The organism is uncultured Campylobacter sp., assembly GCF_938045345.1.
GTDB lineage: Bacteria > Campylobacterota > Campylobacteria > Campylobacterales > Campylobacteraceae > Campylobacter_B.
Window position 1 is genome coordinate 1 of sequence record NZ_CALIMS010000033.1, and the last position, 24,354, is coordinate 24,354.

Sequence of the window (24,354 nt, forward strand, 5' to 3'; positions counted from 1 at the left end):
CCCCCCTGAAATTTAGTTGAAATTTTGTTTATTAAAGATTAAATAAATAGAAATTTTATAAGATTAATCGGACGTGGAATTTTAATCGAAATTATAGATATTTTAAAATGAAATTTAAGGTAGTATATACCCGCGTAGCAGCGGGCAAACGAATAGAATTCTGCCTGCGCGGCGGCAGGCAAAATTCTTTAAAATTTTAAATTGCAAAAATTTAGAATTTTAAAATTTACGACTTAGCGGATCTCTTTTAGCTGTACGACTTCGCCGGCGAGCATCTCCTCGGCGCTCTCTCCGGATTCTGCCGCCAAATCCCTTTTTTTGGCAAGATCGACGTTTTTTATCTGCAGGTCGAGGTCGTTTCGCTTAGAGGCCTTATCCAGCGCCTCCTCACGGGTAATGATACCATCTCTGTAAAGATCGAGCAGGTGCTGATCGAAGGTCTGCATGCCGTAGGTGTTGCGACCATCGGCGATCGCGTCTGGAATTTCATCGTCACGCGCATCAAGTATCATATCCTTAATACGCGTGTTTTTGCGCAAAATTTCAACGACGGCCACGCGCTTGCCCTCGATAGTACGGGCAAGACGCTGAGAGATGACCGCCTCTAGGACGGATGCAAGCGTCATTCGGATACGCTCCTGCTCAGCCTGCTCAAACATCGCGATAATGCGGTTTACCGTCTCTTTTGCGTCGATGGTGTGCACCGTCGAAAACACGAGGTGACCCGTCTCTGCGGCGTGAAGCGCCGTCTCGATCGTCTCTAAATCGCGCATCTCGCCCACAAATATAACGTCCGGATCCTCTCGCAGCGCGGCGCGAAGCGAATCTGCGAAGTTGTTGCAGTCCTCGCCGATAGCGCGCTGATTGATGATGCATTTATCGTCTTTAAATACGAACTCGACGGGATCCTCGATCGTAACGACGTGGCTGGTTCTTTGCCTATTTATACGATTTATCATACTTGCGATCGTTGTCGTCTTTCCGCTTCCCGTAGGTCCCGTAAGTAGCACGACGCCGCGCATAGCCGTGTCGCAAATATCTTTGATCGAAGGCGGCAGACCTAGATCGTCGATCTCTGGAATTTTAACCGGGATCGTTCGGAAAACCGCGCTGATACCGTCGATCTGAAAAAAAATATTAACGCGGAAGCGATAATCTTCGTTTAGCTTGTAGGTAAAATCCACGCTCTTTTTCTCGATAAGCTCCGGAAAGCGCGTGATGAGAAGCTCCTTAGCTAGCGTCATCGCGTCTTCTTTCAAAAATGGCGTTTTGCTAAATTTTACTAGCTCGCCGTGGATACGACCTCTGATAACCGCGCCCGATTTTATATGAAGGTCGCTACCGCCATTTTGGATTAGAAATTCCAAATATTTATTTAGCCTGTCTCGCTGCTTAAAATCCAGCGTAGAAGCGTCAACTTGATACTGCGAATAATCTATAGAACCCGCCATCATTTCTCCTTTTTAAGTGTTTTTATTATCTCTTTAAATGCCTCTTCAAAAGCCGCCAGTCCGTCATCCAGCAGCTTTTTATACGCCTTTTTCATATCGATCTTTGCCTCCGCTACGCGAGCGAAAAATTCCTCTATCTGCGCATCGCTAAGTGGCATTTTGGGCTTTTGATCGCCGCTTATAAAAACCTCTATCGTTTCAAGCGGCGCGGTGTTTACGCAGCTCGGATACATCAGCTCGCTTACGTAGTAATCCTTCGGCAGATCGTCTCCTTTTACCCCCGTGCTCGCAAACAGCGGCTTTACGTAGTTTAAATTTTCTTTAGCGATGATATTGTAGCACTTCGCGGCGTTCATTATGCCGATTTTACCGGTAGGAAGGCCTGCTGAGGCCATTTTTTCATCTAATAACCTATCGAAGCGGCTAACGAAGATGCTAATTACGGTTTTTGGTAAATTTGCCTTCGGGAAGTAGCGACGAAAGCCTGCAATTCCCTCTTTTATCGCCTCGATGCATTTTATGGTCTGCTCAGGCGAAAAAACCAAGGTCGCGTTTACACTGATCCCCTTTTTTAGCAGATCGCGCATCGCTTCGTAGCCCGCCTTCGTAGCAGGGATTTTGATCATTACGTTTGGCATGCCGATCGTGCCGTATAGGTGTTTGCCCTCGCGATACATCGCCTCGGTGTCGTCTGCGAAATATGGATCGACCTCGATACTCACAAAGCCGTCATCGCCGTTAATGAAATTTTTAAGCAGGCTCTCCGCTGCGCTTCTGATATCCGCGGTGGCTAAAATTTCATACAGCTTTTTAGGCTCTTTTTTTCTAAATTCCTCTTTAGCTGCATCGTATGCGGGGGAGCTTAGGATCGCATTTTTAAAGATCGCGGGATTGGAAGTCGCACCGTTAATTATGCCTTTTTTGATCAGCTCGTCGAAATCTTTATCGATAAAATCGCGCTCCAAAAAGTCGCACCAAAGGCTGAAATTTAGGGCTTTATCATACATATTTCATAATCTCCTTCAAATCCTTTTTTTCAATGCAGACGCTCGCGTGCTCTTTTAAAATTTCATTCGCGCAAAAGGCGATTTTAAGCCCCGCCTCGCGAAACATCGAAACGTCGTTCGCGCCGTCTCCCACGCACATTACCTCGCTCGTCTCTAGACCCATCAGCGATTTAAGCTGCGCAAGCAGCGCCCCTTTTGAGTATCCAAACATCATCTCGCCGCCGAAAAGCCCGGTTAAAATTCCGTTTTTTTCATGCAGATAGTTCGCAAAGCTCGCATCAAAGCCCAGTTTTTTCTGCGCGACGTCCGTGGCTAGATGAAATCCGCCGCTAAAGACGATCACTTTTATGCCTTTATTTTTCAGATACGCGATGATCTCGCTAGCGCCGCAAACAAAAGGCAGGCTTTCTGCGATAGCTTTGGCATCGCTAAGCTTCATCCCCTTTATAAGTGCCACTCGCTCGCTAAGGCTCTCGAAAAAATCAAGCTCGCCCGCCATCGCGCGCTTCGTAATTTCGCTAACTTGTCGCTGCGTGCCCATTTTAGCGGCGAAAAAACCTATCGTCTCGCCGTCCATCAGCGTAGAATCAAAGTCGAAAACACAAAGCTTTATCATAAATATCCTCGCAAAAATTTAGGAATTATAGCTAATTTAAGTTTAAGTTTTTTGGAATTAGCATAAATTTTTCGCTTTTTGCGACCTCGTAAATTTTGCTCCTAACCCCGAACGAGCATAAATTTATATATTTTTTTTCGCCAAAATATAAAATTTCATCTTGATGATAATGCCCCTCGATGATCAAATTTGCCGCGTAAAAATCGATCTTCGGCGCGATTATATCCTTAAAATTTGGCATTTTTTTGTATAGATTTTTCCCTTCTTGCGATTTTAAGATTACTTTTGAAATTTTAAATTTTAAAGCGCGATCGAGCAGGTCCATAAATTTCAGAAAAGCTCTGTTTCGCAGCGAAAGCAGCGCAAACTGCATTAGACGCGGCAAAAACAGATCGCCGTGCGCGATCTGTACCGCCTCGCCGCTCTCGCAGATAAGTTTCACGGGCTGCGCGCCGTTTGGATAAACTTTTGCGCGGGGAAAAATTTCGCGCAGATTAAAATCGTGGTTGCCCTCGAAGTAAAAAATTTCGCATTTTCGCGACAGCTCGTTTATTAGCGCGATCTCCTCTTCGTAGAAGCGCTGCACGTAGGTCGTATTTGCCAAAAAATCAAACATATCGCCCATCATAAAAATTTGAGGCGGCGGCGCGGGTTCGGCCTTCAGCGCGCGCAGAAATTTCAAAAATTGCGGCCTGCTCGCACCCGCGTGCGCATCGCCGATAAAGATCGCGCCGGGTTTTATCGTCTGAATTTGATCATTTTGCATCTAGGCTCCCGCGGGTGAGCGCTTTTGCGAAAAAGTTCATCGCTTAAATTCCGTGTGCGATACGCGGCAACGCCGTAGCCTCGGCGAATCCGCACATTAAATTTGCATTTGCGACCGCCTGCGACGATGCTCCGCGCAAAAGATTATCGATCGCCGAGTTGATCCAAATTTTATCGCCGGCAGTTTTTACAAAAATATCGCAAAAGTGCGTCCCTGCGACGTTTTTTATGCTCACGGGCTCGCTTCGGACGCGCACGAAAGGCTCGTTTGCGTAAAACTCCCGCAGCACCGCCTCTGCATCCACGCTCTTTTGCAGTACGCCAAACGCGCTAACTAGCATCCCGCGCGTAATCGGCAGCAAATTCGGCACGAAAAGCGTGCTAAATTCGCCGCCTTTTAAAATTTGCAGCTGCTCTTTGATCTCGTCTGCGTGGCGATGCGAGATCGGCGAGTAGGCGCCCGCGTTTTCGTTCGCGCTTACGAAATGGCTGCTCGTTTTAAGGGTCTTGCCTGCGCCGCTTACTCCGCTTTTTGCGTCGATAAATACGCCGAGGGCGGGATCTAGTAGCCGTATAAACGGCGCGAGCGCCAAAATAGAGCAGGTGGGATAGCAGCCAGGATTTGCCGTAAGGCGCGCGGTGCGGATCTTTTCGCGATTTAGCTCAGGCAGTCCGTAAACGGCGTGGGCTAAATTACGAGGGTCTAAATGCGTGGTGTAATTTTTCTCGTAAAGCTCGCGACTTAGGCGGTAATCAGCCGATAGATCGACTACCTTGACGCTTTTAAATTTTAAAATTTCGCGGGCAAATTCCATCGCTTTTCCATGCGGCAGCGCCAAGAAAATAAGATCGCATCTTTGTGCCGCAACGCGAGCGTCCGCAGCTTCTACGCTCATCTCAAACACGCCGCGAAGCTGCGGGAAAATTTCGCTTATCTCGCCCTGCGTAGAGGCGCCCAAATACGAAATTTCAAAGCCCGGGTGGGAAAGTAGAGCCTTAATCAGCTCAAGCCCTGTATAGCCGCTAACGCCGATGATGCCTACTTTTTTCACGCTAATTCTCAAATTTTATCGGCTTGTATTCGACGCTTAAAATTTCCACATCGCGCGTGCCTGATGGCAGCTGAAGCACCACCTCATCGCCCTCTGCTTTGCCTAAAAGCTGGCGTGCAAGCGGCGTGTTGATGTTGATGAGATGCCTTGAAATATCGACCTCGCTAAGCCCTACGATCGTGTAAACCTCCTCCCGCTCGGTCTCTACGTCCATAAAGGTAACGGTGGAGCCGAATTTTACGCGGTCGTGCTCGTAAGTGGAAGGGTCGATGATTTTACTGCGAGAGACGATGTCGCTAAGCTCGGCGATGCGCGAGAGCAAAAACGCTTGCTCTTCGCGCGCCGCATGGTACTCGGCGTTTTCTTTCAGATCGCCGTGTCCGCGCGCGATGTCGATCTGCTGCACGATGTGAGGCAGCTTCACGCTCTGAAGCTCTTTGAGCTCGGAGGTGATCTTTTCATATCCGTAAAGCGTCATTGGTTCGGTCGTCATAATCTTCCTTTCTTTTTATCAAATTATATAAGCTTTAGCCTTAAAATTTTAGCTCGCAGGCTGCGTTAAAATTTTTGCCACGTTTTCGCTGGAGCCGAATTTCAGATAATCTCGCAGCTTTTCGCTCGCAAGTTTAAATTTCGCGGCGTCGCAGCGCTCATATGCGGCGAGTAGGTTTTGCGCGCTTACTTCGGATTGCAAAAGCTCCTCATGTAGCGGCTCCTCGCCCAAAAAATCAAAAATAATATTCGCAAGCCCCACGTGCTTTAGCTTTACGAGCTTTCGCGCGAGCCAAACGTCAAACGCGCGAGCCTTGTAGCACAGCACGAACGGAGTGCCGATGAGCGCCGCCTCAAGCGTCGCCGTACCCGAGCAGATGAAGGCAAAATCGCAATCCTTAAGCGTGGCGGGAGTATCGTTTGCGATGCTAAAGCCGCCCAGAGGCCCGTAAATTTCATCTCTTTGATCCATCAGATGCGGCGGGATTATTAAGACTCGCTCGCTATTTTCAAATTTAGGCACAAGGGCTCTAAAAATCGGCATCAGTCTTGAAATTTCAGCCCTGCGCGAGCCCGGCATAAAGGCGATCTTGCCCTGTTTTTCGTAGCTTGATTTTTGGAATTTTATCTCATCAAGCAGCGGATGTCCCACGAAAGAGTATTTTGCGGTTTTAGCGCTTTGGCTGCTTTGGCGCGCGGCATCCTCTTTCGGTGCAACGTCTTTATCTTTTGTTTCTTGTAGTACAATGTCTTTGCCCTCCGCTTCTTGCGGCACAGCGCCTTCATCTTCCTCGCAATCCGCGCCGAAAAATTTTGCCTCAAAAGGCCAGATTGAGAGCAGATTATCGCAAAACGCCTTCAGCTTCTCCGCTCTGTGCGGCTTCCATGCCCAAACCTGCGGCAGGATATAATATGAAATTTCCGCGCGCGCGCCGCTTTCTTTGATCGCGCGAGCTAGCGGTAGATTAAACGCGGGCGAGTCAATCAAAAGCACGCGATCGCACTCCGCCGCAAGCCGCGTCATCTGCGCTACCGCGCGCTTGGCTTTTAAAATTAACGGCAAAATTTCTATAAAGCCCATCGCCGAAAATTCGCTGCTTTTGTATATCGGCGAGCCCAGCTTTTCATCGAAAATTCCGCAAATTTTGTAAGCGGGATCGAGCCTTTTAAGATGCGCTAGAACCTCTTTAAAATGCAGATTCGCCGAGGGTTCTAGGCAAGAGATTAAATATTTCAAATTTAGCCTTTTAAATTTTTGTTAATTATAGCAAAATGTGCTAAAATTAAGCCGACAAAGGATTTAAGATGAGAAATTTTAAAATTTTAGCGCTATGTGGCGCGTTCGTGATGTTGCTAGGCGGTTGCGGCGCGGCTAAATACCAAAAGCGTCAAGTCACCGAGGATCCCGCAGTAACGGCGCGTTTTGAGGCGCTTAGTAAGCTAGGCTCGCCCGCACTCGTCGCTAAAGCCGCAGCTAGCGAGATCGCAGCAGACGTAGGCGGCGCCAAGCCCCACGTTAAGGTCGCGCAGTTTGCCTTCCTCGAAGAAATTAGCGCACAAGGAAGCGATCTGATCTATGCCTACTCGCTAAGCCCTGGCTGGGCGAGCCTGAAAAGCTCCGATCGGCAAAAATATCTCAAATTGCTAGCCAAGGATATTACCGAAAATGACTGCAACGCACCTAGTACGCGAGCTTTATTGCGAAACGGAGTGCGTGAAGTGCACCGATTTTTCTACGATTATCCAAGCTCACACCTACTTGATTCGCAGGTGAGCGAGGAGATATGCCGCAAAGCAGGGTTATAGATAAGTCTAGCGTAATTTTATGCCGCGGATTTGCATCGGCGCGAAAGCGAAATTTTTCTATGAATTTTGCGATCTAAGTTTCGTGATGGAATTTTTGCGAAAAAATTTGGCGCGACGGAATTCTACGCCACGCAAGCTAAGTAGCAATTTTTGCATAGTAAAGAATTAAGCGCTAGAATTTTTGCAGATAGAATTCCGCCCTGATAGGTCTGTTGTGAAATTTTAGCTAAAGAGAGAATATGAAAGAAATTTTAATCACTAACGACGACGGATTCGAAGCGCGCGGACTTTTGGAGCTTGCAAGCGCGCTAAGAGGGGTTGCAAACGTCACTATCGTAGCGCCAAGCTCAGAAAAATCGGCATGCTCGCACTCGCTCACGCTCACGCGCCCGCTTAGATTTGTAAAGCTCGACGACGGATTTTTCAAACTCGACGACGCTACGCCCGCAGACTGCGTGTATTTGGCGCTTCGCGCGCTGTATAATCGCAAGCCCGATCTTGTGATAAGCGGCATAAATCACGGCGCCAACGTCGCGGAGGACGTGACCTATTCAGGCACCTGCGGAGGCGCGATGGAGGGGGTTTTGCAAGGCATTCCCGCGCTTGCGGTGAGCCAGTTTTACGTCGCGGACTCGCTGCAGCGATACGGATTTGATCTCGCGTGCGAGCTCGCGGTGGAATTGGTCGAGAAAATCTTTAAAAAAGGCTTTCCTCTGCCGCCGAAGCAGTTTTTAAATTTAAATGTTCCTGCCGTTTCAAAGCAAGATTTCAAGGGGCTAACAGTCGCACCATGCGGCGAGAAGCTCTACGATACCGACGCGCAGCTAAACCGCAATCCGCGCGGAATGGAGTATTATTGGCTAGGCAAATCTACGCTCAGTTTTGATGCAGGCAAAAACGAAAATAGCGACATTTCGGCACTTTTTGAGGGGCGGGCGACGCTAAGCCCGATTAAGTTAAATTTGACCGCGCACGAGCAGATGAGCGCGCTAGAAAGGTGGATGAAAAACGATGAGTGAGGTCGCAGTAGACCGCTTTTCGCGCTCGCGCCTACTTTTCGGCGAGGATTTCGCAAGGCTGCAAAGCGCTAAAATTTTAATCTGCGGCTGCGGCGGCGTGGGCGGAGCGGCGATAGAGGCGCTGTACCGCAGCGGCGCGGTAAGCTTAAGCGTAATCGATTGCGATCGCTTCGAGATCACCAATCAAAACCGCCAGCTTGGAAGCGAGCATGTAGGCGAGCTAAAATGCGAGGTTTTCGCGCGCAAATTTAAAGGCGTAACGCCGATTGCCGCTAGGATCGATGAGGAATTTTTATCTAAATTTGATCTAGCACAATTTGATTTCGTAATCGATGCGATCGACGACGTGGGCGCCAAGATCGCTCTTGCGCTACGCTGTAGCGAGGCGGGCGCGGGCTTCATAAGCTCGATGGGCGGCGCAAAGAGGCTCGATCCCGCTAAAATCGAAATCCGATCAATCTGGCAGACGCAAGGCGATCCGCTCGCGCGCAAGATCAGATATGAGCTGCGAAAGCGCGGCTTTGCGGGCGATTTTGACGTCGTCTGCTCGAGCGAGCCGCCGCGCGTCAAATCGATGGGTAGCTTCATGGGCGTGACCGCGAGCTTCGGGCTTTTCATCGCAAGCTACGTCGTGCGCAGGCTGATAGGCGAGCAGGTTTAACGCTTAAATTTCATAGCGCTTCGGCGCATGGCTCCGCCTAGTCGTGCTTGGCGGTTAAATTTTAGATATTTTGAGCTTTTGATCTGAGCGCGCTTTGCATGCGGTACGGCGCGGCAAGTGCTTCGCGGCGCACGTGCGGTTAAAATTAAAAAGCGGCGAAAGCGGAATTTGTCCGGGCGACGAAGATAAAATTTGCTCGGCACGAAGGTGAAATTTCATTGCTGCGAAGGATAAAATTTTATCCGTAAAGATCGACGCAGACTCGGCGCGAGATGAAATTTAAGGACCACGCGAGTTACACGCGCATGCCGATGTATACGGCGCGCAGTTTTAACAAGCCAGATAGCGGTCTAGGATTAAAATTTAAATACGCGGGTCGCGAGCTTGCTCGTGAGCGAAATTTAAGCAAGCTGAGTTTGAGCGGATGTTCTTTGCGGCGGATTTTCGCAGCAGCGCGATTTGAAATTTTATCGCGACTTTGCGCTTTTTGATGCAAAAAAAGGCGCGCTCAGGCAAGCAAAACCATATCTGCGCGCATCAGCCGCCGCGTAGCGCCTAAATAAGCGTAAAGTGTAAGCAGGGCTCAAGCAAACGCAGCGGCAAGCCTACTTCTAAATTCCATTTTTTGCCGCTCGCAAAAAGCGGAATTTAGAAATTTAATTTAAAGGAGTAGCGATGAATGAAATTTTTACACGCACGAGCGTGCGGAATTTTACTGAAAAAATGCCGAGCGACGATCAGATCGAGCTCGTGCTAAAAGCCGCGATGCAAGCCCCTAGCGCGGGCAACCAGCGCTCATGGGAGTTTTACGTAGTGCGCGACCGCACCACGCTTACGCTACTTAGCAGCGTCGGCACCTACGGCGGCTGCACGAAAGATGCGCCGCTTGCGATCGTGGTCTGCACGCGCAAAAGCGGCTTAAAATTCCAGCCCTACGCTCGCTACGACTGCGCTTGTGCGGCAGAAAATCTCTGGCTGGCGGCGCACCATTTAGGGCTTGGCACCACGTGGCTGGGCGTAGCGCCCGATATTTACGCAATGGAGCGCGTAAGAGAAATTTTGGATCTGCCTGGGCATTTAGAGGCGTTTTGCATTATGCCTTTGGGCTTTCCGTCTCGCGTCACAAAGGCGCATTCACGCTTTGAGCCCGCTAAAATTCACTTCGTAGGCTAGATATGTTTATTTCGCAGAGTAAAATCGATGATCTTATCGCTAGCGACGGCGCGTTTTTGGACCTTACGACCGAGCTTTTGCAAGACTTTGTGGATCTAAACGCGCCCGCGCGGCTTTCGATCGTAACGAGGCAGGATCTGATCTTTAGCGGCGGGCAGATTGCGCGCGAGGTAGCGGCGCGCTTTGGTTGCGAGACGCAGCATCTAGCGCGCGAGGGAAGCGCATTTTGCGCGGGGGATGAAATTTTTAGCGCGCAGGGGAGCTTTGAGAGCCTGCATAAAGCTTGGAAGATCGTTCAGATCGTGTTTGAGTACTCCTGCAAAATTTCGACCTACGCGCACGAGATGGTTGCGCTGATGCGAGAGGCTAATCCGCGCTGCGTGCTGGGTGCGACGCGCAAGAGCTTTCCTTTTGCGAAGGAGCTTTGCGTAAATGCGCTGATAGCGGGCGGCGGAACGATGCACCGCTTGGGGCTGTACGACAGCGTCCTGTTTTTTTCAAACCATATTCGCGCGTTTGCGAGCTTTAGCGAGTTTTGCGCGCAGGTCGCTAAATTTAAAGAGCGCGCGCCCGAGCGAAAGATCATGATCGAAGTGGCGAGCGAGCGCGAATTTAGCGAGCTCTTAAAATACGCGCCGGATGCGATAATGTGCGATAAGATGAGCCCTGGCGAGCTTAGAGCCTGCGTTTTGAGGCGAGATGAGACGGCGTCGCAGATTAAAATTTGCGCTGCGGGCGGCATAAATAAAGCTAACTGCGCCGAGTTCGCGGCTACCGGCGCGGACGTGCTCGTAAGCTCGGCGGTTTGGAATCAGGGCGTGTGCGATCTAGGCGGAAAGATAGAGTTTATCTAAATATTAAATTTTAAATTTAAGGCGCGATACGCTAAGCTAAGGGATTAAAAGTGCAATTTATTAATAAATAAGAGTATATTTTGTAGAATTCTTAAAATTTCAAAAAAAGGATTTTCATGAAAAAAATTGCTTTTATTTTGGCGCTTGCGGCAAGCGTTTCGTTCTGCGCGGATCAGCTGATAATCGCAGCCGGCGGCGGGTACAAAAAGCCCGTCTCGGCCGTGATCGAAAATTTGAAAAAAGAGGGCATGGACGTGGCGGGATCGTTTGCCAACCTCGGCCAGCTCGTCATTCAATCGCGCGAGAATAAAATTTCATTCATCGTGGGCGACGAGGCGTTTTTGAAAAAAAGCGATCTAAATATCACTAAATTTGAGCGCGTCGGGCGCGGCACGCTTGTTTTGGTGACGCCGAAAAATATCAAAATAAACGACGTCTCGGAGATCGAAAAGTTCGATAAAATCGCGATGCCAGATCCTAAAAAGGCGATTTACGGTATCAGAACGAACGAGTTTTTACAAAACGCCAAGATGGATGGGGTAAAAGATAAAATTTTAGCCGTCGCAGGCGTGCCGCAGGTAGTCGCTTACGTCATCAACGGCGAGGTGCAAGCGGGCTTTATCAACAGCACCGAAGCGGTCGCCAAAAAAGATGAGTTCGGCTCGATCATCTACATCGACGAGAGCCTCTACAGCCCCGCATACATCGGCATCGCAAGGCTTAGCGCGTGCAGCGATGAAGCGCTTTGCGAAAAGGTAATGAAGGAATTTCAATCGGACCGCTCAAAAGATATTTTTTCAAAATTCGGTCTTAAATGAGCGACATAGCTTGGCCTTTACTTTTAAGCGTCAAAGCCCTGTTTTGCAGCTTTTTGCTACTGATTTCAATAGGGCTAGCAATTTCGTATTTTTTAGCTTTCAGTAAAGCCAAATTTAAAAAGATCGTCGAAATTTTGATAATTTTTCCGCTCATCTTCCCGCCGATCGCGACGGGATTTCTACTTCTTTATATCTTCGGAAAGAGCGGATTTATCGGCTCTGCGTTAAATTTAGACATCGTTTTTAACTTTTCTTCATTGGTAATCGCCGCATTTTTGGTAGGGCTGCCGCTGTTTGTAAAGCCGGTGTGCGCGAGCTTTGAGCTCTTTCCTAAAAGCCTAATCGAAGCCGCGCAAATTTTGGGCAAAAACAGAGCTCAAATTTTCCTCTTCATTATCCTTCCAAGCTCGCTTAAAACGCTCGGCTCCGCGCTTATTTTAGCGCTCTCGCGCGGGCTTGGCGAAGTGGGTATCACGCTGATGCTGGGCGGAAATATCGTGGGCAAAACCGACACGCTAAGCCTTGCGATCATGGGCGCCGTGTATGACGGCGAGAATGAGCGGGCGCTGATTTTAAGCGTTTTGCTCGTGATTTTTAGCTTGATTTTATTCTTCGCGATAAGTCTTTTAGATAAAAAGCGAAATTTATCTAAATAAGAAAAATTATTTTTTAAGTATTTTTGGATAAAATTGCACTCACATTTCACTTTAAAGGATTTTTCATGAAGAAATTTCTAATTTCATCAATTTTAGTCGCAAGTGCTTTGATCGCTCACGATCACGGCGATATGCAAAATTTCGACCCTAAGACTGGCAAGCACCTCGTCATCGCTATGGAGCAGCTGGGCGAGAAGGGCAACGTAACCGTCGGCGAGGTCGTAGCGGTCGAGACGAACTACGGCGTGGCGTTCTTTCCAAATTTAAAGGGTCTTGCTAGCGGCGTGCACGGCTTTCACGTGCATCAAAACGCCGACTGCGGCGCTACCGAGAAGGGTCTAGGTATGAAAGCGGGCGGCCACTGGGATCCAAGTGATACCAAAAAGCACTCGTTTGCTTGGGACGATAGCGGCCACAAGGGCGATCTGCCTGCGCTTTTTGTCGATGTCGAGGGTAATGCGGTCTATCCGGTGCTAGCTCCGAAGATCAAGAGCCTAGATGAGCTAAAGGGCCACTCGCTAATGGTTCACGTAGGCGGCGATAACCACAGCGACCATCCGAAGCCTCTTGGCGGCGGCGGCGCTAGAATGGTCTGCGGCGTTATAAAATAAGCGCTCGACAAAATACTTTGCGGAGCTTTCGCGCTCCGCAAATCTTTTCGATAAAATCAACCTCGCAAATTCAAGACGAAAGATGATCCTCGCGCTCAATCAGCATAAGGGCGTAAATTCCTGCCGTTACCGCCAAAATCACCGCCGCAATTAAAATCGTATATAAACCCAAGATCTTTTGTAAAAGCGCCGAAGCGATGCCGCCCGCAACGAAACTGATTACGAGGGCTGCGTATATGAAAACCGAGCGCTTATCTTCGCTTTTACGGTGCATTACGTATTCGCCCAAAGAGATCATCGTCTTTTTGAGATTGCCCGTAGTAAAGGCATTGTTATAGCCTCTGCCGGCGACCTCGCTAAACGCCGTCGTTTGCATCGCCATCCCCAGTGCAAGCGGCGGCACAATATAGATATCTGGCATATCCGCAGGCAAAAATCCCACGATGGCGCAAAACGTAATCAGCGGCACTATCGTAGCAAGCCGCCAAAACGCGCTATGAAGTTTTGTATGCAGTATGCTTACCGCAAAAACGCCCGCCATAAAAGCAAGCATCGTAACGCCCTTCGTAAGCGCTCCGTCAAAATTCCGCGTCGCCAAATCCACCGAGAGAAAGGTAACGTTGCCCGTCTGCCCCGCCACTAGCGTGCCGCCGCGCTTTATGAAGGTATAAGCGTCGATAAAACCGCCGCAAAACGTCATCGCGATGCCAAAACCCATGCCCTGATAGATGTTTGCGCCAAGGCTCGTCCGCGCAAAATTTAAAATTTTCATCCAGCTTCCTTAAATTTTTGAAAAATTATAGCGATTTGAAATAATTTTAAAATTTAGCCTACTTGCATATGCTTATAAAATGAGCTTACGCGTGATTTCTATGCGCTTAAAAGCGGCTTCGCGAAAGAACGAATTTGCACGCCCGAGCGCACGTAAATTTAAAATTTACGCATAAATTTAAGCTCGTATGTCAAAGGCAAACTTGTCGGTAGCGCTCGCAAAATTTCAAAATTTAACTCTCTTTGCGACTTTTGCGAGGCTTAACTTTTTCTTCACGACTTTTTATTACAATCACGCCAACTTTCACAAAGGAGAGAGAATGAAAAAGATTGTTTTAGCAAGCGTTTTAGTCACTGGCGTGCTGTTCGCTGCAGATTTTAGCTCAAGCAGCCCCGAGCAGATCAATGCCGCAGTCGCAGGCGCCGATGCCAAGAGCTTAAGCGAAGCGGCGTTTGAGATCGATAAGCGCGCGGGCGAGCTAAGAGCGCAGGCAAGGGATCTCAAGCGCGGATTTAAGACAGAGTTTAAAAAGAAGCTGGACGCTATGAGCGTCGAGGATCGCGAGAAATTCCTAGACGAGTTTAGACAAAACTATAACGCCCAGGCGGGCAAGTTAAGCGTCGAGCAAGCAGATAGGCTGGATATCGAGCTTAAGGATCGCGGTAATTTCGGCAAATTTAAAAGGCCTGCTCACGGGTTCGGCCCGCACGGATCACATGCGGCTCCAGGCGAGCGCGGTCATATGCCGCATAGAGGAATGGGCGACGGTGCGGATCCGGCAATGCCGCCAAGAGGCGAGATGCCGTGCAATCAAAATGCGGGCGCCGCTCCGTGTCCTATGGCGCAGTAGTGCCGCTTACGCGCAAGCTACGTAGTTCCGCGCAACACTTGCGCGGAATTTTGTTTTATCGAAATACGGCGCGAGAATTTTAGAATTTTAGCTTGAAATTTATGCGGCGTAGCGCCGATGAAATTTCGCAAAACCTTATCGGCGCAGGCGAGGTTTTTGAAATTCTGCGCCGTAAAATTTTATGTCGCGGAATTTAGAATTTCGCAGCGGCGGAATTTTAAAGCTTTAGCGTTGCTTTGTAAATTTTAAAATTCTGCGGTATAAAATTTGCCGTGAAATTTCGCAATTAAATTTTACGTGGAATTTTACAGGGTATAATTTCAAAAATTCTACGCAAGGAAATGAACTATGGCAAGGGTTTTGATCGTCGAGGACGAGGGAATGCTGCTAGATATGATGTGCACCTATATGCGCGGCGCGGGGCACGAGGTAAGCGGCACCAAAAGCTACGACGAGGCGCTCTCTTTAGCGTACGAAAAGAGCTTCGATCTGTGGATCTTCGACGTCAAAATCATCGGCGGCAGCGGCTTTGCGCTACTTCGCGAGCTACGCGAGGCGGGGCGCGGCGCACCGTGCATTTTCACGACGTCGCTAAATACTCTGCAAGACGTCGAAAGCGGCTTTAAAAGCGGCTGCGACGACTACCTCAAAAAGCCCTTCGAGCTAAAAGAGCTGGCTCTGCGCGCGGATAATCTGCTAAAGCGCACCTTTGTCCACAACGCCGCTTTGCGCGAAAATATCGGCGGAAACTTTAGCTTCGATATGGCTCAGCACGCGCTTTATCGCGACGGAAGAGCCGTGTCGATGCCGCAAAAACAGGCGAGGCTTCTTGCTCTGCTTTTGAAAAACCGCGATAAATTCCTTAGTAAAGATGAAATTTTCGCCGCGCTGTGGGACTACGACGAGAGTCCGAGCGAGCTTAGCCTGCGCGTTTATATCGCGGAGCTGCGAAAAATTTTAGGTAAGGATCGCATCATAAACGCTTCCAAGCTCGGCTACAAATATCTCTAGGAGCGCGCCGTGTCCAAAATGCGTCAAATTCTACCGATTTTTTTGCTCTATACGCTCACCAGCGTCCTGTTTTTGGCACTGGTAAGCAGTGTATTTTACGAGCGGGAGAAGTTTTTTATCGCGGATCGCGATGCCTTTGCGATCAGGGATTTCAAACACGGCTTAGAGGCTAAGCTCGCACGCGGCGGACGCCTAAACGAGGGCGATTTCGACGCTATGCAGGCATACGCTGCGGATTTGAATAGTAGCGATGAGATCGCACGGGATTTCGAGCCGAAGGATGACGCGCCGCGCGTGTATATGGAGGGAGCCAGCAGGATCGAGCAGTTTAATCTCACCGGCAAGGACGGCACGGAGTACTACGTAGCGATCAAAACGGAGGCGCTTGAGGGCAAGCTAGCGGCGCTGAAGCTTAAAATTTTAGCCGCGAGCGCGCTTGTTTTGGCGCTTATTTTGCTGATCGCATATTTTATCATCCGCCTTTCGCTGCGCCCGCTTTATGAAAAGATCGAGTTTCTTGACGGCTTCATCCGCGACACCACGCACGAGATAAAAACCCCGCTTAGCGTGATTTTGATGAGTATCGAGCTTTTCGATACCGATGCGAAAAAATATCTGAGCAATATCAAGGCGGGCGCAAATACGATAAACGCGCTATTCGAAGACCTAACCGCGTTAAGCTTAAACAAAAGCGGCAGCGGGCGGGAGGTAAATTTAGGCGAGCTACTGCAAAGTCGTATCGAGTATTTCGGCGTCTCTGCGGAGCAAAAGTGCATAAATCTACGCGCCGATCTGCGCCCGGTAGCCTTTTGCGCGGATGAGTTTAAGCTGCGAAAAATCATCGACAATCTGCTTGGCAACGCTATAAAATATTGTGATGAGCTCGGCTGCGTCGAGGTGAGCCTAAGCGAGCGCTCGCTTCGCATCAAAAATAGCGGCGCGGGCATTGCGCAGCAAAATTTGCCGCATATTTTCGAGCTCTACACCCGATTTGACGAGCGCAACGGCGGCTTTGGCATCGGGCTTTTTATCGTGAAAAAATACTGCGACGAGCTCGGGCTTAAAATTTCGTGCAGAAGCGAGCCGGGCGAGACGGAGTTTCGGCTGGAATTTTAACTTTACACAAATGAAATTCTGCGCGAACAAAATTTTAGCAGGCGGGCTTGCTGGGCTTAACCGCGCGGGTTTAAATTTAGCTAGCGATTCCATCCACGAAATTTGCGCCCTATTATAATTTGACGGCGGAATTTACGCATATAATTCGGTCGCGTCCGCAAAATTTCGCCGATCGGTTTGCAGAATACACAGCGTAAAATTCTACGGAATTTCGTGAAATTTTATTTGGATGCGAGCAGAATTACGGCGGCTACGGAAAAAATTTGCAGCATCTTAGATAAAATCGCACGCGACAATCGGCAAAATTCCGCGAATTTCGCCCGCGCACCGGTTGGGTTCGCCCTTGCTCTGTTGCTTCATACACACCGTATTCATAGCTAGTGCAAAAGGCGGTATCGTTTTGGGTTTTGATACTCGAACGGAAGCTATCCCTCCTCCCATTCTTGCCGCTCGGCGAGTTGCGCGGACTACACGCGGATAAATTTTAAAATTTAGACAAGCTCTACTCTGCCGAAGCGAAGCTTTATTAAAACGGGCGGTGCAGCTATTTTAAGCGCATAGCCGTCCTTCAAAATGCACACCGATCTTTTTAAAGCACGCGGCAAATTTTAAAATTTGCGCGGAGGCAAAAGGCAAGCGAGGCAATAGAAGCTAAATTTGAGCGGTGAAGCTAGGTTTTATCGCTTTAAAATTTGACTTCGTATTTATGTATAAAATCAAATTCTGGGATTTTTGAATAAGCCATTAAATTTAACCAAATTTGACCCCGCCCGAATCAAAATAGGCGGGATCAAATTTGATCTTTTCTTGCTAAGCGCTTCTCTGCTTTCTGCGCTATCTGCTAAAACCGATCATTTCTCGCCTAGCGGCCAGTAAACGATCGGTTTGGCTCCGAGCCTTGCTTCGCCGTGATACATTCCGAGCTTATCTTTCGTCCACGCAAAGCCCGTGTGTCCGTGCTTGTCGATAAAGATACCGCCGAGCGCTTTGCCTATCCCCGTATTATGCGGGTGCTTTTGCAAGATATTGCGGCAGCCTGCGCTTAAATCAATGCTGCGGCTGTCCGTGTTTAGCCAGGATCACAAATATCTTGCCGAGATTTGCCTTTGCCCTAAAATTTGCACGATCTCATCTAAGCTTAAAATTTTGCCGTGCGAGTCAAAGCCTACGTTTAGTATGCGCCCCTCTAGGCTGGAAGCGCGGTCGTGCAAGTGTCCGTGAAGCATAAAAGAGCCTTTCGAGGCGCGGTTGTGCTCCTCTACGGGATAGTGAAACATACAGATGCTGATTCCCGCTTTGCCGTCCTTTATTGCGCCCGCGCCGCCGTCAAAATTTAGCTCCTTGTAGTGCAGGATATCGCTAAAGATAGGATTTCCGTCGTCTTTTAGCTCGCGTAGCAGCGCTTCTTTGTTTTGGCTAATGAGCGTATCGTGGTTGCCTAAAATCAGCACATGCGAGCCGTTTAGCCTACGCGCGACGCTTTTTAGATCCTTTAATTTATTACAAAATGCAAAATCGCCCAGATCATAAACCGTATCTTCGGGCCCCACTACGGCATTCCAGAGCTTTATTAGCTTTTCGTTCATCTCGCTTACGTCGTTAAAAGCCCTAAATTTAGGGCAGTATTTCATAATATTGCCGTGATAAAAATGCAAATCGGAGGTAAAAAATATCATCATTTTTCCTTTAAGCTTTAATCGCCGCATCGAATTGCGCTTTACGTTCAAATTTGCGCGGCGCCAAATATTCGCACGGTAAACGTTAAACTTTTTCTAAAAATTCTTTTATAAAGCCTAGCTTGCCCTGCTCGTCAAGGGATTTGAATTCTCGCTCGTTTGCTTTGATATGATCGATCAAGGGGTGAAATTCCTCATCAAGCTTGGTTTTATCGAGTTTGCCGGAAAGCGCCTCGTTTTTACTGCGAGCGAAAAATTTATTCACGAGATAATAAGGCGTTTTCATCTTAAAGCAAAAATCGTTTTGGCTCGGGATATACACCATAAAGCCCTCGAATTTCGCCTCTTTGACTATATTTTTTAGCTCCGCAAAGCTCGTTTTTAGATACTGCTCGCCCTCTTTATAAAAAGGTCTTTTTAGCGCTCCGTCAGTACTTGCGGCGATTTTATCCAGTTCAAATTCGCTCTCTTGCGCGCCAGTTTTAACGTCGATAAGTCCAATAAAAGTCTCGCCAAGCTCCTCTTCTACGATGTGTGGGTCGCTCTCGTCGGTGATCTCAAATAAAAAAGTTTTATTTGGATAGCGTTTGAAAATCTCTTCAAATTTGCAGCAGTGCTCGCGCGCCATCTGTGCAAATCTACTATCGGTCGATCCCGTCGTAGAGTAGATGACGCGGCGGTTAAAGCTCGCGCCGCTTTCGTGGGTATCTACGTAGGTGCAACACCCTAAAAACCCGTTTACCTTTCGCACGGCAAGCACGGGCGTATCGTCTGTGATGTCGATAGGATAAAGACTTTTGTGCGAGGTAAATTCCGAATAGTTATAGACCTTTTTAAACGGACGCACAATGATATTTAAATTCTCGTCCATTATGAGCCCGCGCATCTCAAGCAATGCCTTATCCCAATCGGCTTTGAAAAAGACGCGTTTTGAGTATTTGTAGGTGCGAAGCTCGGGATAAAGCTCGCTTTGACGCGCACTCCAGAGCCTTTTATCCTGCGTGGCGGCGATATATTTTTTCGTTACGTAGGTATTTTGCGCCGCATCAAAGGGCAGATCGCGCCTGTTTAGAGCCGCCGCGTCTTTGATCTTTTGCGCTACACTTTCGCTCATAGGATTGACGGGCGGGATCAAAATTTCGCCCTCTATTTTGTTGTTTGCGACCTTGATAAACATCGCTATCACCGTGTCTTCATCGACGCCGTGCTCGGAGGCGAAGAAATTTTGCATTCTAAAGCATTCGAAAATAAATCCATTTTGTGCGGCTTGCTCTTTTAGGCTTAGCAGCTCTTTGGTGCGCGCACTCACGTTGCTAAGCACAATAAGAACGTCTTTAGCTTTGTTTTCCAGAGCAAATTTATACGCCTGCTTTATCTCGCGGGCGACCTTGCGCTTCGCGTCCTCCAAAAGCTTCGGCGACCAAGTATAAACCCCCGCCTCATCGGTTAGAAACATATCGTTTTCCAGATGATAAATTTGCGCCTGCGGATATTCGTTTTGAAATTCTTTAATTTTCTCTTTTGCGAAAGTCGTTTTACCCGAGCCCGCGTGTCCGCGAACGACTATAAATTTTCTCATTTTACCGCCTTGATTTTATGTGGCGATATTCTACCTGAAATTTGCATATTTTGCTATCATGTGCAAAAATTTAAGGCAAAAGTTAAATACGGATGAAAGTAAATTAAAACAACCGAAGTTTTATTGCCTGAGATAAAATTTAGTATGTAAATTTTCAAATTTAACTCGTATTGTAAAAATTAAATTTACGTTATTTTTTTAGCAAAATAGGCCTATTGGGTTTTATGTGGCATAAAGGCGAGAAATTTTAGTGACTGAATGTAGCTTGTTAGTTTAAAAAAGCAAAGCGTTCGCTAAAACCGTCGCAAATTTACCTCAATCTTCTATCTCAAAGTAGTAAGAAATAGGTAAAATTCGGCCCTTTTTGTTGATAAACACGCTTTTATAGTCTACACTAGCGGCCGTCGCGTTGCCCTCAAAAACAAATATGCTATCGAATTTTGGTTCTATGGCGACCTTGCCGTCTATGCCTAGGCAACCGCTTTTTCTATTTACCTTGAAATTTAACATTCCGCCGTAAAACTCGTCAAATATATAGTCGAATTTTTGTGGCTCAAGGATAAATTTACCGCTTTTATCTATGATACCCCACAGCTCGCCGATCCTCACTACGGCACGTTCTTCTTTAAATTTATTTACTTCGTCAAAACGCGGCTCTATCGCGAAATTTCCGCTTTTGTCTATGAAACCCCATTTACCGCTCGATTTTACGGCCGCTAGCCCTTCGCTAAAGAGCGACGCTAATTCAAATTTAGGCTCTATAACGATGTTTGCGTCCTTATCCGTAAAGCCGTAAAGTCCGTTAAATTTTACGGATGCTAAGCCTTCTGTGAACTTTAATGGGTAGTTAAAATTTAGCTTTGAAACGGTAGCGCCGCTTTTATCTATCACGCTCCATTTATCGCCGGTGCGCACCGAGGCTAGTCCATCGGAAAACGACCTTACCTCGTCGTAGCGCGGGGGAATGATTGTTGTGCCGCTTTTATCCACGTAACCGTATTTCATCCTGCCGTATTTCATCTCACCCACGACTATCGCGCCATCTCTGAAGGCTATACCCATATCGTCAAATTTGGGTTCTACTACGACCTTACCTGTTTTATCTATGAGGCCGAATTTACCGTTTTTGGCGATGCCTGCTAGCCCCTCGGTAAAGCTAGTTTTAAAGCCCGTACCGGGCGCCAAACGCACGACAAGTCTGCCGTTTTCGTCCATAAAAAAGGTCTGTTCGCCTATAAAAACCACGCAAAGACCGTCAGAAAAGGTTCCTGTGACCATAAAATTTTTACCTACGGCTTTTATGTTGCCGTCTTTATCTACGGCGTTACCGTCCGCAAAGACCAACCCGTAGTCCGCTAACTCGCCCTGCCCAATTATCTTAGCTTCAAGACCTAGCAAGCCTAAAAGTAGCATCGCTAAAATTTTTTTCATTTTTGTCCTTTTGTAAATTTGAGGCTAATTTATCCCGCCCAGCAGCTCTTGCGTCTGCTCGAAGCTAAAGCCTTCTTCGGCGTCTTGTTTGAGGAAGTTATCTATAAATTCTTTTTTCGAGATAGCAAGGTCTAGCTCCTTGTCGCTGCATCTTTGATATGAGCCGATGCGGCCGGTCATTTTATTTGTCATGTCGCCGGTGCTGGTCGCCGCGGCTAGGTTACCATTTTTATCCATCGCGACCGCACCCGCTTTTTTGGTCGAGCCGTCCATGATCGAGGCATCAAGCTCGTTAAATCCGTCGGCTGTAAATACCGCGCCCTTGCCCGCGTTGAAATTCGGATCGTCCTCAAGCACCATAATAGCCGCCGTTACGGCATCCATCGCGCTGCCGCCCCGTTCAAGCACGGCTTGACCCGCCAAAAGCGCCCGGTTCATCGGCTCTTCGCGGATTTTAAATTCCTCCTTGGTTAGATCAAGCCCGCTGGTGCCGCCGTGAATGACGATGACGGGGGAAAATTTCTCCTGCGCATTCGCAGCCGTTAGTCCGAGCAGGGCCAAACTCGCCGCCATAAAAACGGTCTTTGAGAGTGAAAAGTGCTTCATATCTCATCCTTTCGAAAAAATTGCAGAATTTTAAGAAATGATATAACTTTGCGCTTTTTGTTTCGCTTAATCAAATGCGAATTCAGCTGGATCTAAATCTAATGCTTTGAGCTTAGGATTAAGCTCTCGCTGTCAAAATTTAACGCGACTCAATTTATGGCACAATCTGATGGATCGATTTAAATTTTATAAATTTGAGTTTGAGCGTCAGTAAAATTTAATTACCGCAGCTCAATAAATTTCAACCGCGCGTCATAAAATTTTAGCGCGCGGCCGTATTTTAAACGGCGCTACGCAAGCAAGCTCAAGCACGCACCCGCAGGCAAAGCAGGCTTTAAATCAAAACGCCTCAAGCTCGCCGTGCGCGATCATTTAGTGTTGCGTCGGAACCGACGCCAGTATGTTTTGACGGCTCAATCGCAGCTTTTTTCTCCGCGGCAAAGGCGCGCCAGGTCGTATTTTAGCAGCACCAAGCCAAGGCCTAGCAAAAAAAGGTCTTTAAAGATAAAGCCGTCGATCTTGCCCAGCTGCGGCAGTAGGCTGAGCGTGCTCAGCGCCATGACGATCACGATGAGATCGCCCACGATGCCCGCCTTCGGCTTGAAAAAGCCCGCGATGAGCGAGAGATAGCCCACGGTCTCCACCACGCCCAAAAAATAGCTCGCGCCGGCGTCCCCGAGCGCTGACGGCAAAAACGAAAGCCACGTCTGCGAAAAGAGCGGCTTTAAAGCCTCCACCTCGAACTCAAACCACTTGTAGTTGCCCATCACGGCAAGCACGATGATAACGGAAAGTCTGGCGAATATAATATCCGCGTCGCCTGCGACAAATTTTTTTACGATCTCCCTCATACGGCTCCTTTGTAAATTTTGTAGCGGTATGATAGCGAGCTTGCGTGTAGGCTACGTGAAGGGGCGAAATTTCAAATTTCAAATTCCGCGGCTTCATAAAATTCTACGCCTCCACAAAATTTCGTAGCTCCGCGAAATTTCAAATTCCATGCCACGCGCCTTAAAATTTAAATCAGTCGCGGTAAAATTTCAAGGAGCGAAGTGATGCGAGCTGCCGTGAAATTCCATCGAGCTTTGCGGCGTGCGCGGGCAAACCTCGGCGATAATATTGATCGCGACGCCCGCCTTAGCGGCAATCGCGTAGATTTTTGGTAAAAACTTTGGCGCGAAGCTAAACAAAATCTCGTACTCCTCGCCGCTTTGCAGCGCAGCCTCGCTAGGGCGGGCGATCCAGCGCGCACCCACGCCGCTAGCCTCCAACAGGCGGGGCAAATCCTGCGCGAGCCCATCGCTAATGTCCATCGCCGCACTAATGAACTTCGCCGCCTTGTAAAAAAACTTATCGCGCAAGACGGGCCTAACGAAGCGCGAATTTTTTGAAATTTTTGCGCGCAGATCCTCGCGCAAGCGATATGAGCCGCTACCCGGCACAGGATTTTCGCCTGCAGAGCTTTGCGACGTAGAATTTTCGCATGCGAGGCTTTGCGCCGTAGAATTCTTGTGATCCTCTCCGCTTCGTGACACGGAATTTTGCGCCGAAGTTTCAGCGTCCAAGCTCTGCGGCTCGGCGCGCGCAGGTGAAATTTTATCGCCCGAGCTTTGCACCTCATCGCTTGGGCCTTGCGCCGATGAAATTTTATCGTTTCGGTTTTGCATCTGCGAGCTAGCGGGCGAAATTTCATCTCTTAAAAGCACCGCCAGATCGCGCCCGACGCTACCTAGCTCGCCAGTATGCGCGATGAGATCTCCCACGCGCGCGCCGCTGCGAAACACTGGGTGTTTGCACTTGCCGATCAGGCTCACGCTAAGCGCGATGCGATCCGAGCCGATCGTGTCGCCGCCGATGATCCGTATGCCCCACTCGCGCGCCGTTTCGCTCACGCCCGCGCACAGCTCGTCGATCTCGCGCGTGCCGATCTCGCGCGGCAACGCAAGCCCCAGCAAGGCGTATTTGGCGCGCGCATTCGTCGCGATCATGTCCGAGGTGTTTACGAGCATCGCCTTTGCGCCGATCTCGCGCAGGCTCAGCCAGCCGCGGCGGAAGTGCACGCCCTCGACGAAAAGATCCTTGCAATACGCTCGTTCGCCGATTACGGCGCAATCATCGCCGTTAAGCTTCGATCTAAATTTCTCAAAAATATACCGCTCTTTATCCATACGCCCTCCGTTAAATTTAACGTTACGCCGCAGCCGTGCGAAAGCCAAGAAGCCCGAATTTGCGGGCCTTTGTTTAAATTTCGTCGCACACGCGCAGCAGGAGTTCTACGCTCCGCTTTGCAAGATTATAGCGTAAATTTAGATTTTCTCCGTGTGAGTTTGGC

27 protein-coding genes and 1 pseudogene are annotated in these 24,354 nt (G+C 48.6%); 11 read left to right on the forward strand and 17 right to left on the reverse strand.

What is annotated here, in order from left to right; genetic code table 11:
- Positions 1 to 233: 233 nt before the first annotated feature.
- The 7 genes from Q0144_RS06025 to Q0144_RS06055 are packed head-to-tail and all read right to left on the reverse strand — an operon-like array spanning position 234 to position 6,620.
- Positions 234 to 1,451, reverse strand: a complete 1,218-nt coding sequence (locus Q0144_RS06025; protein WP_177388521.1) for a PilT/PilU family type 4a pilus ATPase — start codon at positions 1,449 to 1,451, stop codon at positions 234 to 236.
- On the reverse strand, positions 1,451 to 2,458 hold the full coding sequence (locus tag Q0144_RS06030) for a transaldolase (protein WP_298062572.1): 1,008 nt from the start codon (positions 2,456 to 2,458) through the stop codon (positions 1,451 to 1,453). The genes Q0144_RS06025 and Q0144_RS06030 overlap by 1 nt, the downstream gene beginning before the upstream one ends.
- Positions 2,451 to 3,074, reverse strand: coding sequence for a phosphoserine phosphatase SerB (serB, locus tag Q0144_RS06035; protein ID WP_298062574.1), 624 nt, complete (start codon positions 3,072 to 3,074; stop codon positions 2,451 to 2,453). The genes Q0144_RS06030 and serB overlap by 8 nt, the downstream gene beginning before the upstream one ends.
- A gap of 31 nt (positions 3,075 to 3,105) precedes the next feature.
- Entirely contained in the window at positions 3,106 to 3,840 is a 735-nt protein-coding gene (locus Q0144_RS06040; RefSeq protein ID WP_298062576.1) for a metallophosphoesterase, read from the reverse strand.
- 43 nt (positions 3,841 to 3,883) lie between these two features.
- Positions 3,884 to 4,891 (reverse strand): N-acetyl-gamma-glutamyl-phosphate reductase, encoded by a 1,008-nt coding sequence (gene argC, locus Q0144_RS06045; protein WP_298062578.1) that lies wholly within the window; start codon positions 4,889 to 4,891, stop codon positions 3,884 to 3,886.
- A 1-nt stretch (position 4,892) separates the two neighbouring features.
- Positions 4,893 to 5,384, reverse strand: coding sequence for a transcription elongation factor GreA (gene greA, locus Q0144_RS06050; RefSeq protein WP_298062579.1), 492 nt, complete (start codon positions 5,382 to 5,384; stop codon positions 4,893 to 4,895).
- Between the two features lie 48 nt (positions 5,385 to 5,432).
- Positions 5,433 to 6,620, reverse strand: coding sequence for a DUF354 domain-containing protein (locus tag Q0144_RS06055; protein WP_298062580.1), 1,188 nt, complete (start codon positions 6,618 to 6,620; stop codon positions 5,433 to 5,435).
- A 68-nt stretch (positions 6,621 to 6,688) separates the two neighbouring features.
- Here Q0144_RS06055 and Q0144_RS06060 point away from each other — a divergent pair, with 68 nt between their 5' ends.
- The 8 genes from Q0144_RS06060 (at position 6,689) to Q0144_RS06095 (ending at position 12,981) form a co-directional block, all read left to right on the forward strand.
- Positions 6,689 to 7,189, forward strand: a complete 501-nt coding sequence (locus tag Q0144_RS06060) for a hypothetical protein (protein WP_298062581.1) — start codon at positions 6,689 to 6,691, stop codon at positions 7,187 to 7,189.
- A gap of 239 nt (positions 7,190 to 7,428) precedes the next feature.
- Entirely contained in the window at positions 7,429 to 8,208 is a 780-nt protein-coding gene (gene surE, locus Q0144_RS06065; protein WP_298062582.1) for a 5'/3'-nucleotidase SurE, read from the forward strand.
- Positions 8,201 to 8,869 (forward strand): ThiF family adenylyltransferase, encoded by a 669-nt coding sequence (locus Q0144_RS06070; protein WP_298062583.1) that lies wholly within the window; start codon positions 8,201 to 8,203, stop codon positions 8,867 to 8,869. The genes surE and Q0144_RS06070 overlap by 8 nt, the downstream gene beginning before the upstream one ends.
- A 675-nt stretch (positions 8,870 to 9,544) precedes the next feature.
- Positions 9,545 to 10,042: a nitroreductase family protein gene (locus Q0144_RS06075; RefSeq protein WP_291938251.1), complete on the forward strand. Its 498-nt coding sequence runs from the start codon at positions 9,545 to 9,547 to the stop codon at positions 10,040 to 10,042.
- Positions 10,043 to 10,044: 2 nt separating this feature from the next.
- Positions 10,045 to 10,896, forward strand: coding sequence for a ModD protein (gene modD / locus Q0144_RS06080; RefSeq protein WP_298062584.1), 852 nt, complete (start codon positions 10,045 to 10,047; stop codon positions 10,894 to 10,896).
- Between the two features lie 116 nt (positions 10,897 to 11,012).
- Positions 11,013 to 11,714: a molybdate ABC transporter substrate-binding protein gene (modA, locus tag Q0144_RS06085; RefSeq protein ID WP_298062585.1), complete on the forward strand. Its 702-nt coding sequence runs from the start codon at positions 11,013 to 11,015 to the stop codon at positions 11,712 to 11,714.
- The gene (locus Q0144_RS06090) at positions 11,711 to 12,370 is read left to right on the forward strand and encodes an ABC transporter permease subunit (RefSeq protein WP_298062586.1); all 660 of its coding nucleotides are present in this window, start codon (positions 11,711 to 11,713) and stop codon (positions 12,368 to 12,370) included. The genes modA and Q0144_RS06090 overlap by 4 nt, the downstream gene beginning before the upstream one ends.
- Positions 12,371 to 12,435: 65 nt before the next feature.
- Positions 12,436 to 12,981 (forward strand): superoxide dismutase family protein, encoded by a 546-nt coding sequence (locus Q0144_RS06095; RefSeq protein WP_298062587.1) that lies wholly within the window; start codon positions 12,436 to 12,438, stop codon positions 12,979 to 12,981.
- A gap of 70 nt (positions 12,982 to 13,051) precedes the next feature.
- Here Q0144_RS06095 and Q0144_RS06100 read toward each other — a convergent pair whose 3' ends face one another.
- The gene (locus Q0144_RS06100) at positions 13,052 to 13,753 is read right to left on the reverse strand and encodes a YoaK family protein (RefSeq protein ID WP_298062588.1); all 702 of its coding nucleotides are present in this window, start codon (positions 13,751 to 13,753) and stop codon (positions 13,052 to 13,054) included.
- Between the two features lie 319 nt (positions 13,754 to 14,072).
- On the opposite strand from Q0144_RS06100, the gene Q0144_RS06105 reads away from it, so the two are divergent.
- The 3 genes from Q0144_RS06105 (at position 14,073) to Q0144_RS06115 (ending at position 16,730) form a co-directional block, all read left to right on the forward strand.
- Positions 14,073 to 14,603, forward strand: a complete 531-nt coding sequence (locus Q0144_RS06105; RefSeq protein WP_298062589.1) for a DUF1104 domain-containing protein — start codon at positions 14,073 to 14,075, stop codon at positions 14,601 to 14,603.
- 348 nt (positions 14,604 to 14,951) lie between these two features.
- On the forward strand, positions 14,952 to 15,614 hold the full coding sequence (locus tag Q0144_RS06110; protein ID WP_298062590.1) for a response regulator transcription factor: 663 nt from the start codon (positions 14,952 to 14,954) through the stop codon (positions 15,612 to 15,614).
- An 18-nt stretch (positions 15,615 to 15,632) separates the two neighbouring features.
- Positions 15,633 to 16,730: a HAMP domain-containing sensor histidine kinase gene (locus Q0144_RS06115; protein ID WP_298062621.1), complete on the forward strand. Its 1,098-nt coding sequence runs from the start codon at positions 15,633 to 15,635 to the stop codon at positions 16,728 to 16,730.
- Positions 16,731 to 17,003: 273 nt separating this feature from the next.
- Here the strand turns inward: Q0144_RS06115 and Q0144_RS06120 are convergent, their stop codons facing one another.
- The 9 genes and pseudogenes from Q0144_RS06120 to Q0144_RS06160 form a co-directional block, all read right to left on the reverse strand.
- Entirely contained in the window at positions 17,004 to 17,171 is a 168-nt protein-coding gene (locus Q0144_RS06120) for a hypothetical protein (RefSeq protein WP_298062591.1), read from the reverse strand.
- Positions 17,172 to 17,581: 410 nt separating this feature from the next.
- Positions 17,582 to 17,752: a hypothetical protein gene (locus tag Q0144_RS06125; protein WP_298062592.1), complete on the reverse strand. Its 171-nt coding sequence runs from the start codon at positions 17,750 to 17,752 to the stop codon at positions 17,582 to 17,584.
- A 57-nt stretch (positions 17,753 to 17,809) separates the two neighbouring features.
- The gene (locus Q0144_RS06130) at positions 17,810 to 18,406 is read right to left on the reverse strand and encodes a metallophosphoesterase (RefSeq protein ID WP_298062593.1); all 597 of its coding nucleotides are present in this window, start codon (positions 18,404 to 18,406) and stop codon (positions 17,810 to 17,812) included.
- A gap of 85 nt (positions 18,407 to 18,491) precedes the next feature.
- Positions 18,492 to 19,985, reverse strand: a complete 1,494-nt coding sequence (locus tag Q0144_RS06135; RefSeq protein ID WP_298062594.1) for an RNA ligase — start codon at positions 19,983 to 19,985, stop codon at positions 18,492 to 18,494.
- A 315-nt stretch (positions 19,986 to 20,300) separates the two neighbouring features.
- A complete protein-coding gene (locus tag Q0144_RS06140) occupies positions 20,301 to 21,416 on the reverse strand; it encodes a WG repeat-containing protein (protein ID WP_298062595.1) in 1,116 nt (371 codons plus the stop codon).
- A 24-nt stretch (positions 21,417 to 21,440) separates the two neighbouring features.
- Positions 21,441 to 21,689, reverse strand: coding sequence for an isoaspartyl peptidase/L-asparaginase (locus Q0144_RS06145; protein ID WP_366111357.1), 249 nt, complete (start codon positions 21,687 to 21,689; stop codon positions 21,441 to 21,443).
- A pseudogene (locus Q0144_RS06150) lies at positions 21,666 to 22,022 on the reverse strand (isoaspartyl peptidase/L-asparaginase); the annotation flags it as partial. The pseudogene Q0144_RS06150 and the gene Q0144_RS06145, both read right to left, overlap by 24 nt.
- Positions 22,023 to 22,435: 413 nt before the next feature.
- Positions 22,436 to 22,873, reverse strand: a complete 438-nt coding sequence (locus Q0144_RS06155) for a DUF417 family protein (RefSeq protein WP_297904949.1) — start codon at positions 22,871 to 22,873, stop codon at positions 22,436 to 22,438.
- A 189-nt stretch (positions 22,874 to 23,062) separates the two neighbouring features.
- Positions 23,063 to 24,190 (reverse strand): thiamine-phosphate kinase, encoded by a 1,128-nt coding sequence (locus Q0144_RS06160; protein ID WP_298062596.1) that lies wholly within the window; start codon positions 24,188 to 24,190, stop codon positions 23,063 to 23,065.
- Between the last annotated feature and the right edge of the window lie 164 nt (positions 24,191 to 24,354).

Coding starts and splice junctions, on each gene's coding strand:
- Q0144_RS06025 (WP_177388521.1), bottom strand. CDS start 1,451: ATGGCGGGTTCTATAGATTATTCGCAGTATCAAGTTGACGCTTCTACG.
- Q0144_RS06030 (WP_298062572.1), bottom strand. CDS start 2,458: ATGTATGATAAAGCCCTAAATTTCAGCCTTTGGTGCGACTTTTTGGAG.
- serB (WP_298062574.1), bottom strand. CDS start 3,074: ATGATAAAGCTTTGTGTTTTCGACTTTGATTCTACGCTGATGGACGGC.
- Q0144_RS06040 (WP_298062576.1), bottom strand. CDS start 3,840: ATGCAAAATGATCAAATTCAGACGATAAAACCCGGCGCGATCTTTATC.
- greA (WP_298062579.1), bottom strand. CDS start 5,384: ATGACGACCGAACCAATGACGCTTTACGGATATGAAAAGATCACCTCC.
- Q0144_RS06060 (WP_298062581.1), top strand. CDS start 6,689: ATGAGAAATTTTAAAATTTTAGCGCTATGTGGCGCGTTCGTGATGTTG.
- surE (WP_298062582.1), top strand. CDS start 7,429: ATGAAAGAAATTTTAATCACTAACGACGACGGATTCGAAGCGCGCGGA.
- Q0144_RS06070 (WP_298062583.1), top strand. CDS start 8,201: ATGAGTGAGGTCGCAGTAGACCGCTTTTCGCGCTCGCGCCTACTTTTC.
- Q0144_RS06075 (WP_291938251.1), top strand. CDS start 9,545: ATGAATGAAATTTTTACACGCACGAGCGTGCGGAATTTTACTGAAAAA.
- modD (WP_298062584.1), top strand. CDS start 10,045: ATGTTTATTTCGCAGAGTAAAATCGATGATCTTATCGCTAGCGACGGC.
- modA (WP_298062585.1), top strand. CDS start 11,013: ATGAAAAAAATTGCTTTTATTTTGGCGCTTGCGGCAAGCGTTTCGTTC.
- Q0144_RS06090 (WP_298062586.1), top strand. CDS start 11,711: ATGAGCGACATAGCTTGGCCTTTACTTTTAAGCGTCAAAGCCCTGTTT.
- Q0144_RS06095 (WP_298062587.1), top strand. CDS start 12,436: ATGAAGAAATTTCTAATTTCATCAATTTTAGTCGCAAGTGCTTTGATC.
- Q0144_RS06100 (WP_298062588.1), bottom strand. CDS start 13,753: ATGAAAATTTTAAATTTTGCGCGGACGAGCCTTGGCGCAAACATCTAT.
- Q0144_RS06105 (WP_298062589.1), top strand. CDS start 14,073: ATGAAAAAGATTGTTTTAGCAAGCGTTTTAGTCACTGGCGTGCTGTTC.
- Q0144_RS06110 (WP_298062590.1), top strand. CDS start 14,952: ATGGCAAGGGTTTTGATCGTCGAGGACGAGGGAATGCTGCTAGATATG.
- Q0144_RS06115 (WP_298062621.1), top strand. CDS start 15,633: ATGCGTCAAATTCTACCGATTTTTTTGCTCTATACGCTCACCAGCGTC.
- Q0144_RS06120 (WP_298062591.1), bottom strand. CDS start 17,171: ATGGGAGGAGGGATAGCTTCCGTTCGAGTATCAAAACCCAAAACGATA.
- Q0144_RS06130 (WP_298062593.1), bottom strand. CDS start 18,406: ATGATATTTTTTACCTCCGATTTGCATTTTTATCACGGCAATATTATG.
- Q0144_RS06135 (WP_298062594.1), bottom strand. CDS start 19,985: ATGAGAAAATTTATAGTCGTTCGCGGACACGCGGGCTCGGGTAAAACG.
- Q0144_RS06140 (WP_298062595.1), bottom strand. CDS start 21,416: ATGAAAAAAATTTTAGCGATGCTACTTTTAGGCTTGCTAGGTCTTGAA.
- Q0144_RS06145 (WP_366111357.1), bottom strand. CDS start 21,689: ATGGACGGCTCGACCAAAAAAGCGGGTGCGGTCGCGATGGATAAAAAT.
- Q0144_RS06155 (WP_297904949.1), bottom strand. CDS start 22,873: ATGAGGGAGATCGTAAAAAAATTTGTCGCAGGCGACGCGGATATTATA.
- Q0144_RS06160 (WP_298062596.1), bottom strand. CDS start 24,190: ATGGATAAAGAGCGGTATATTTTTGAGAAATTTAGATCGAAGCTTAAC.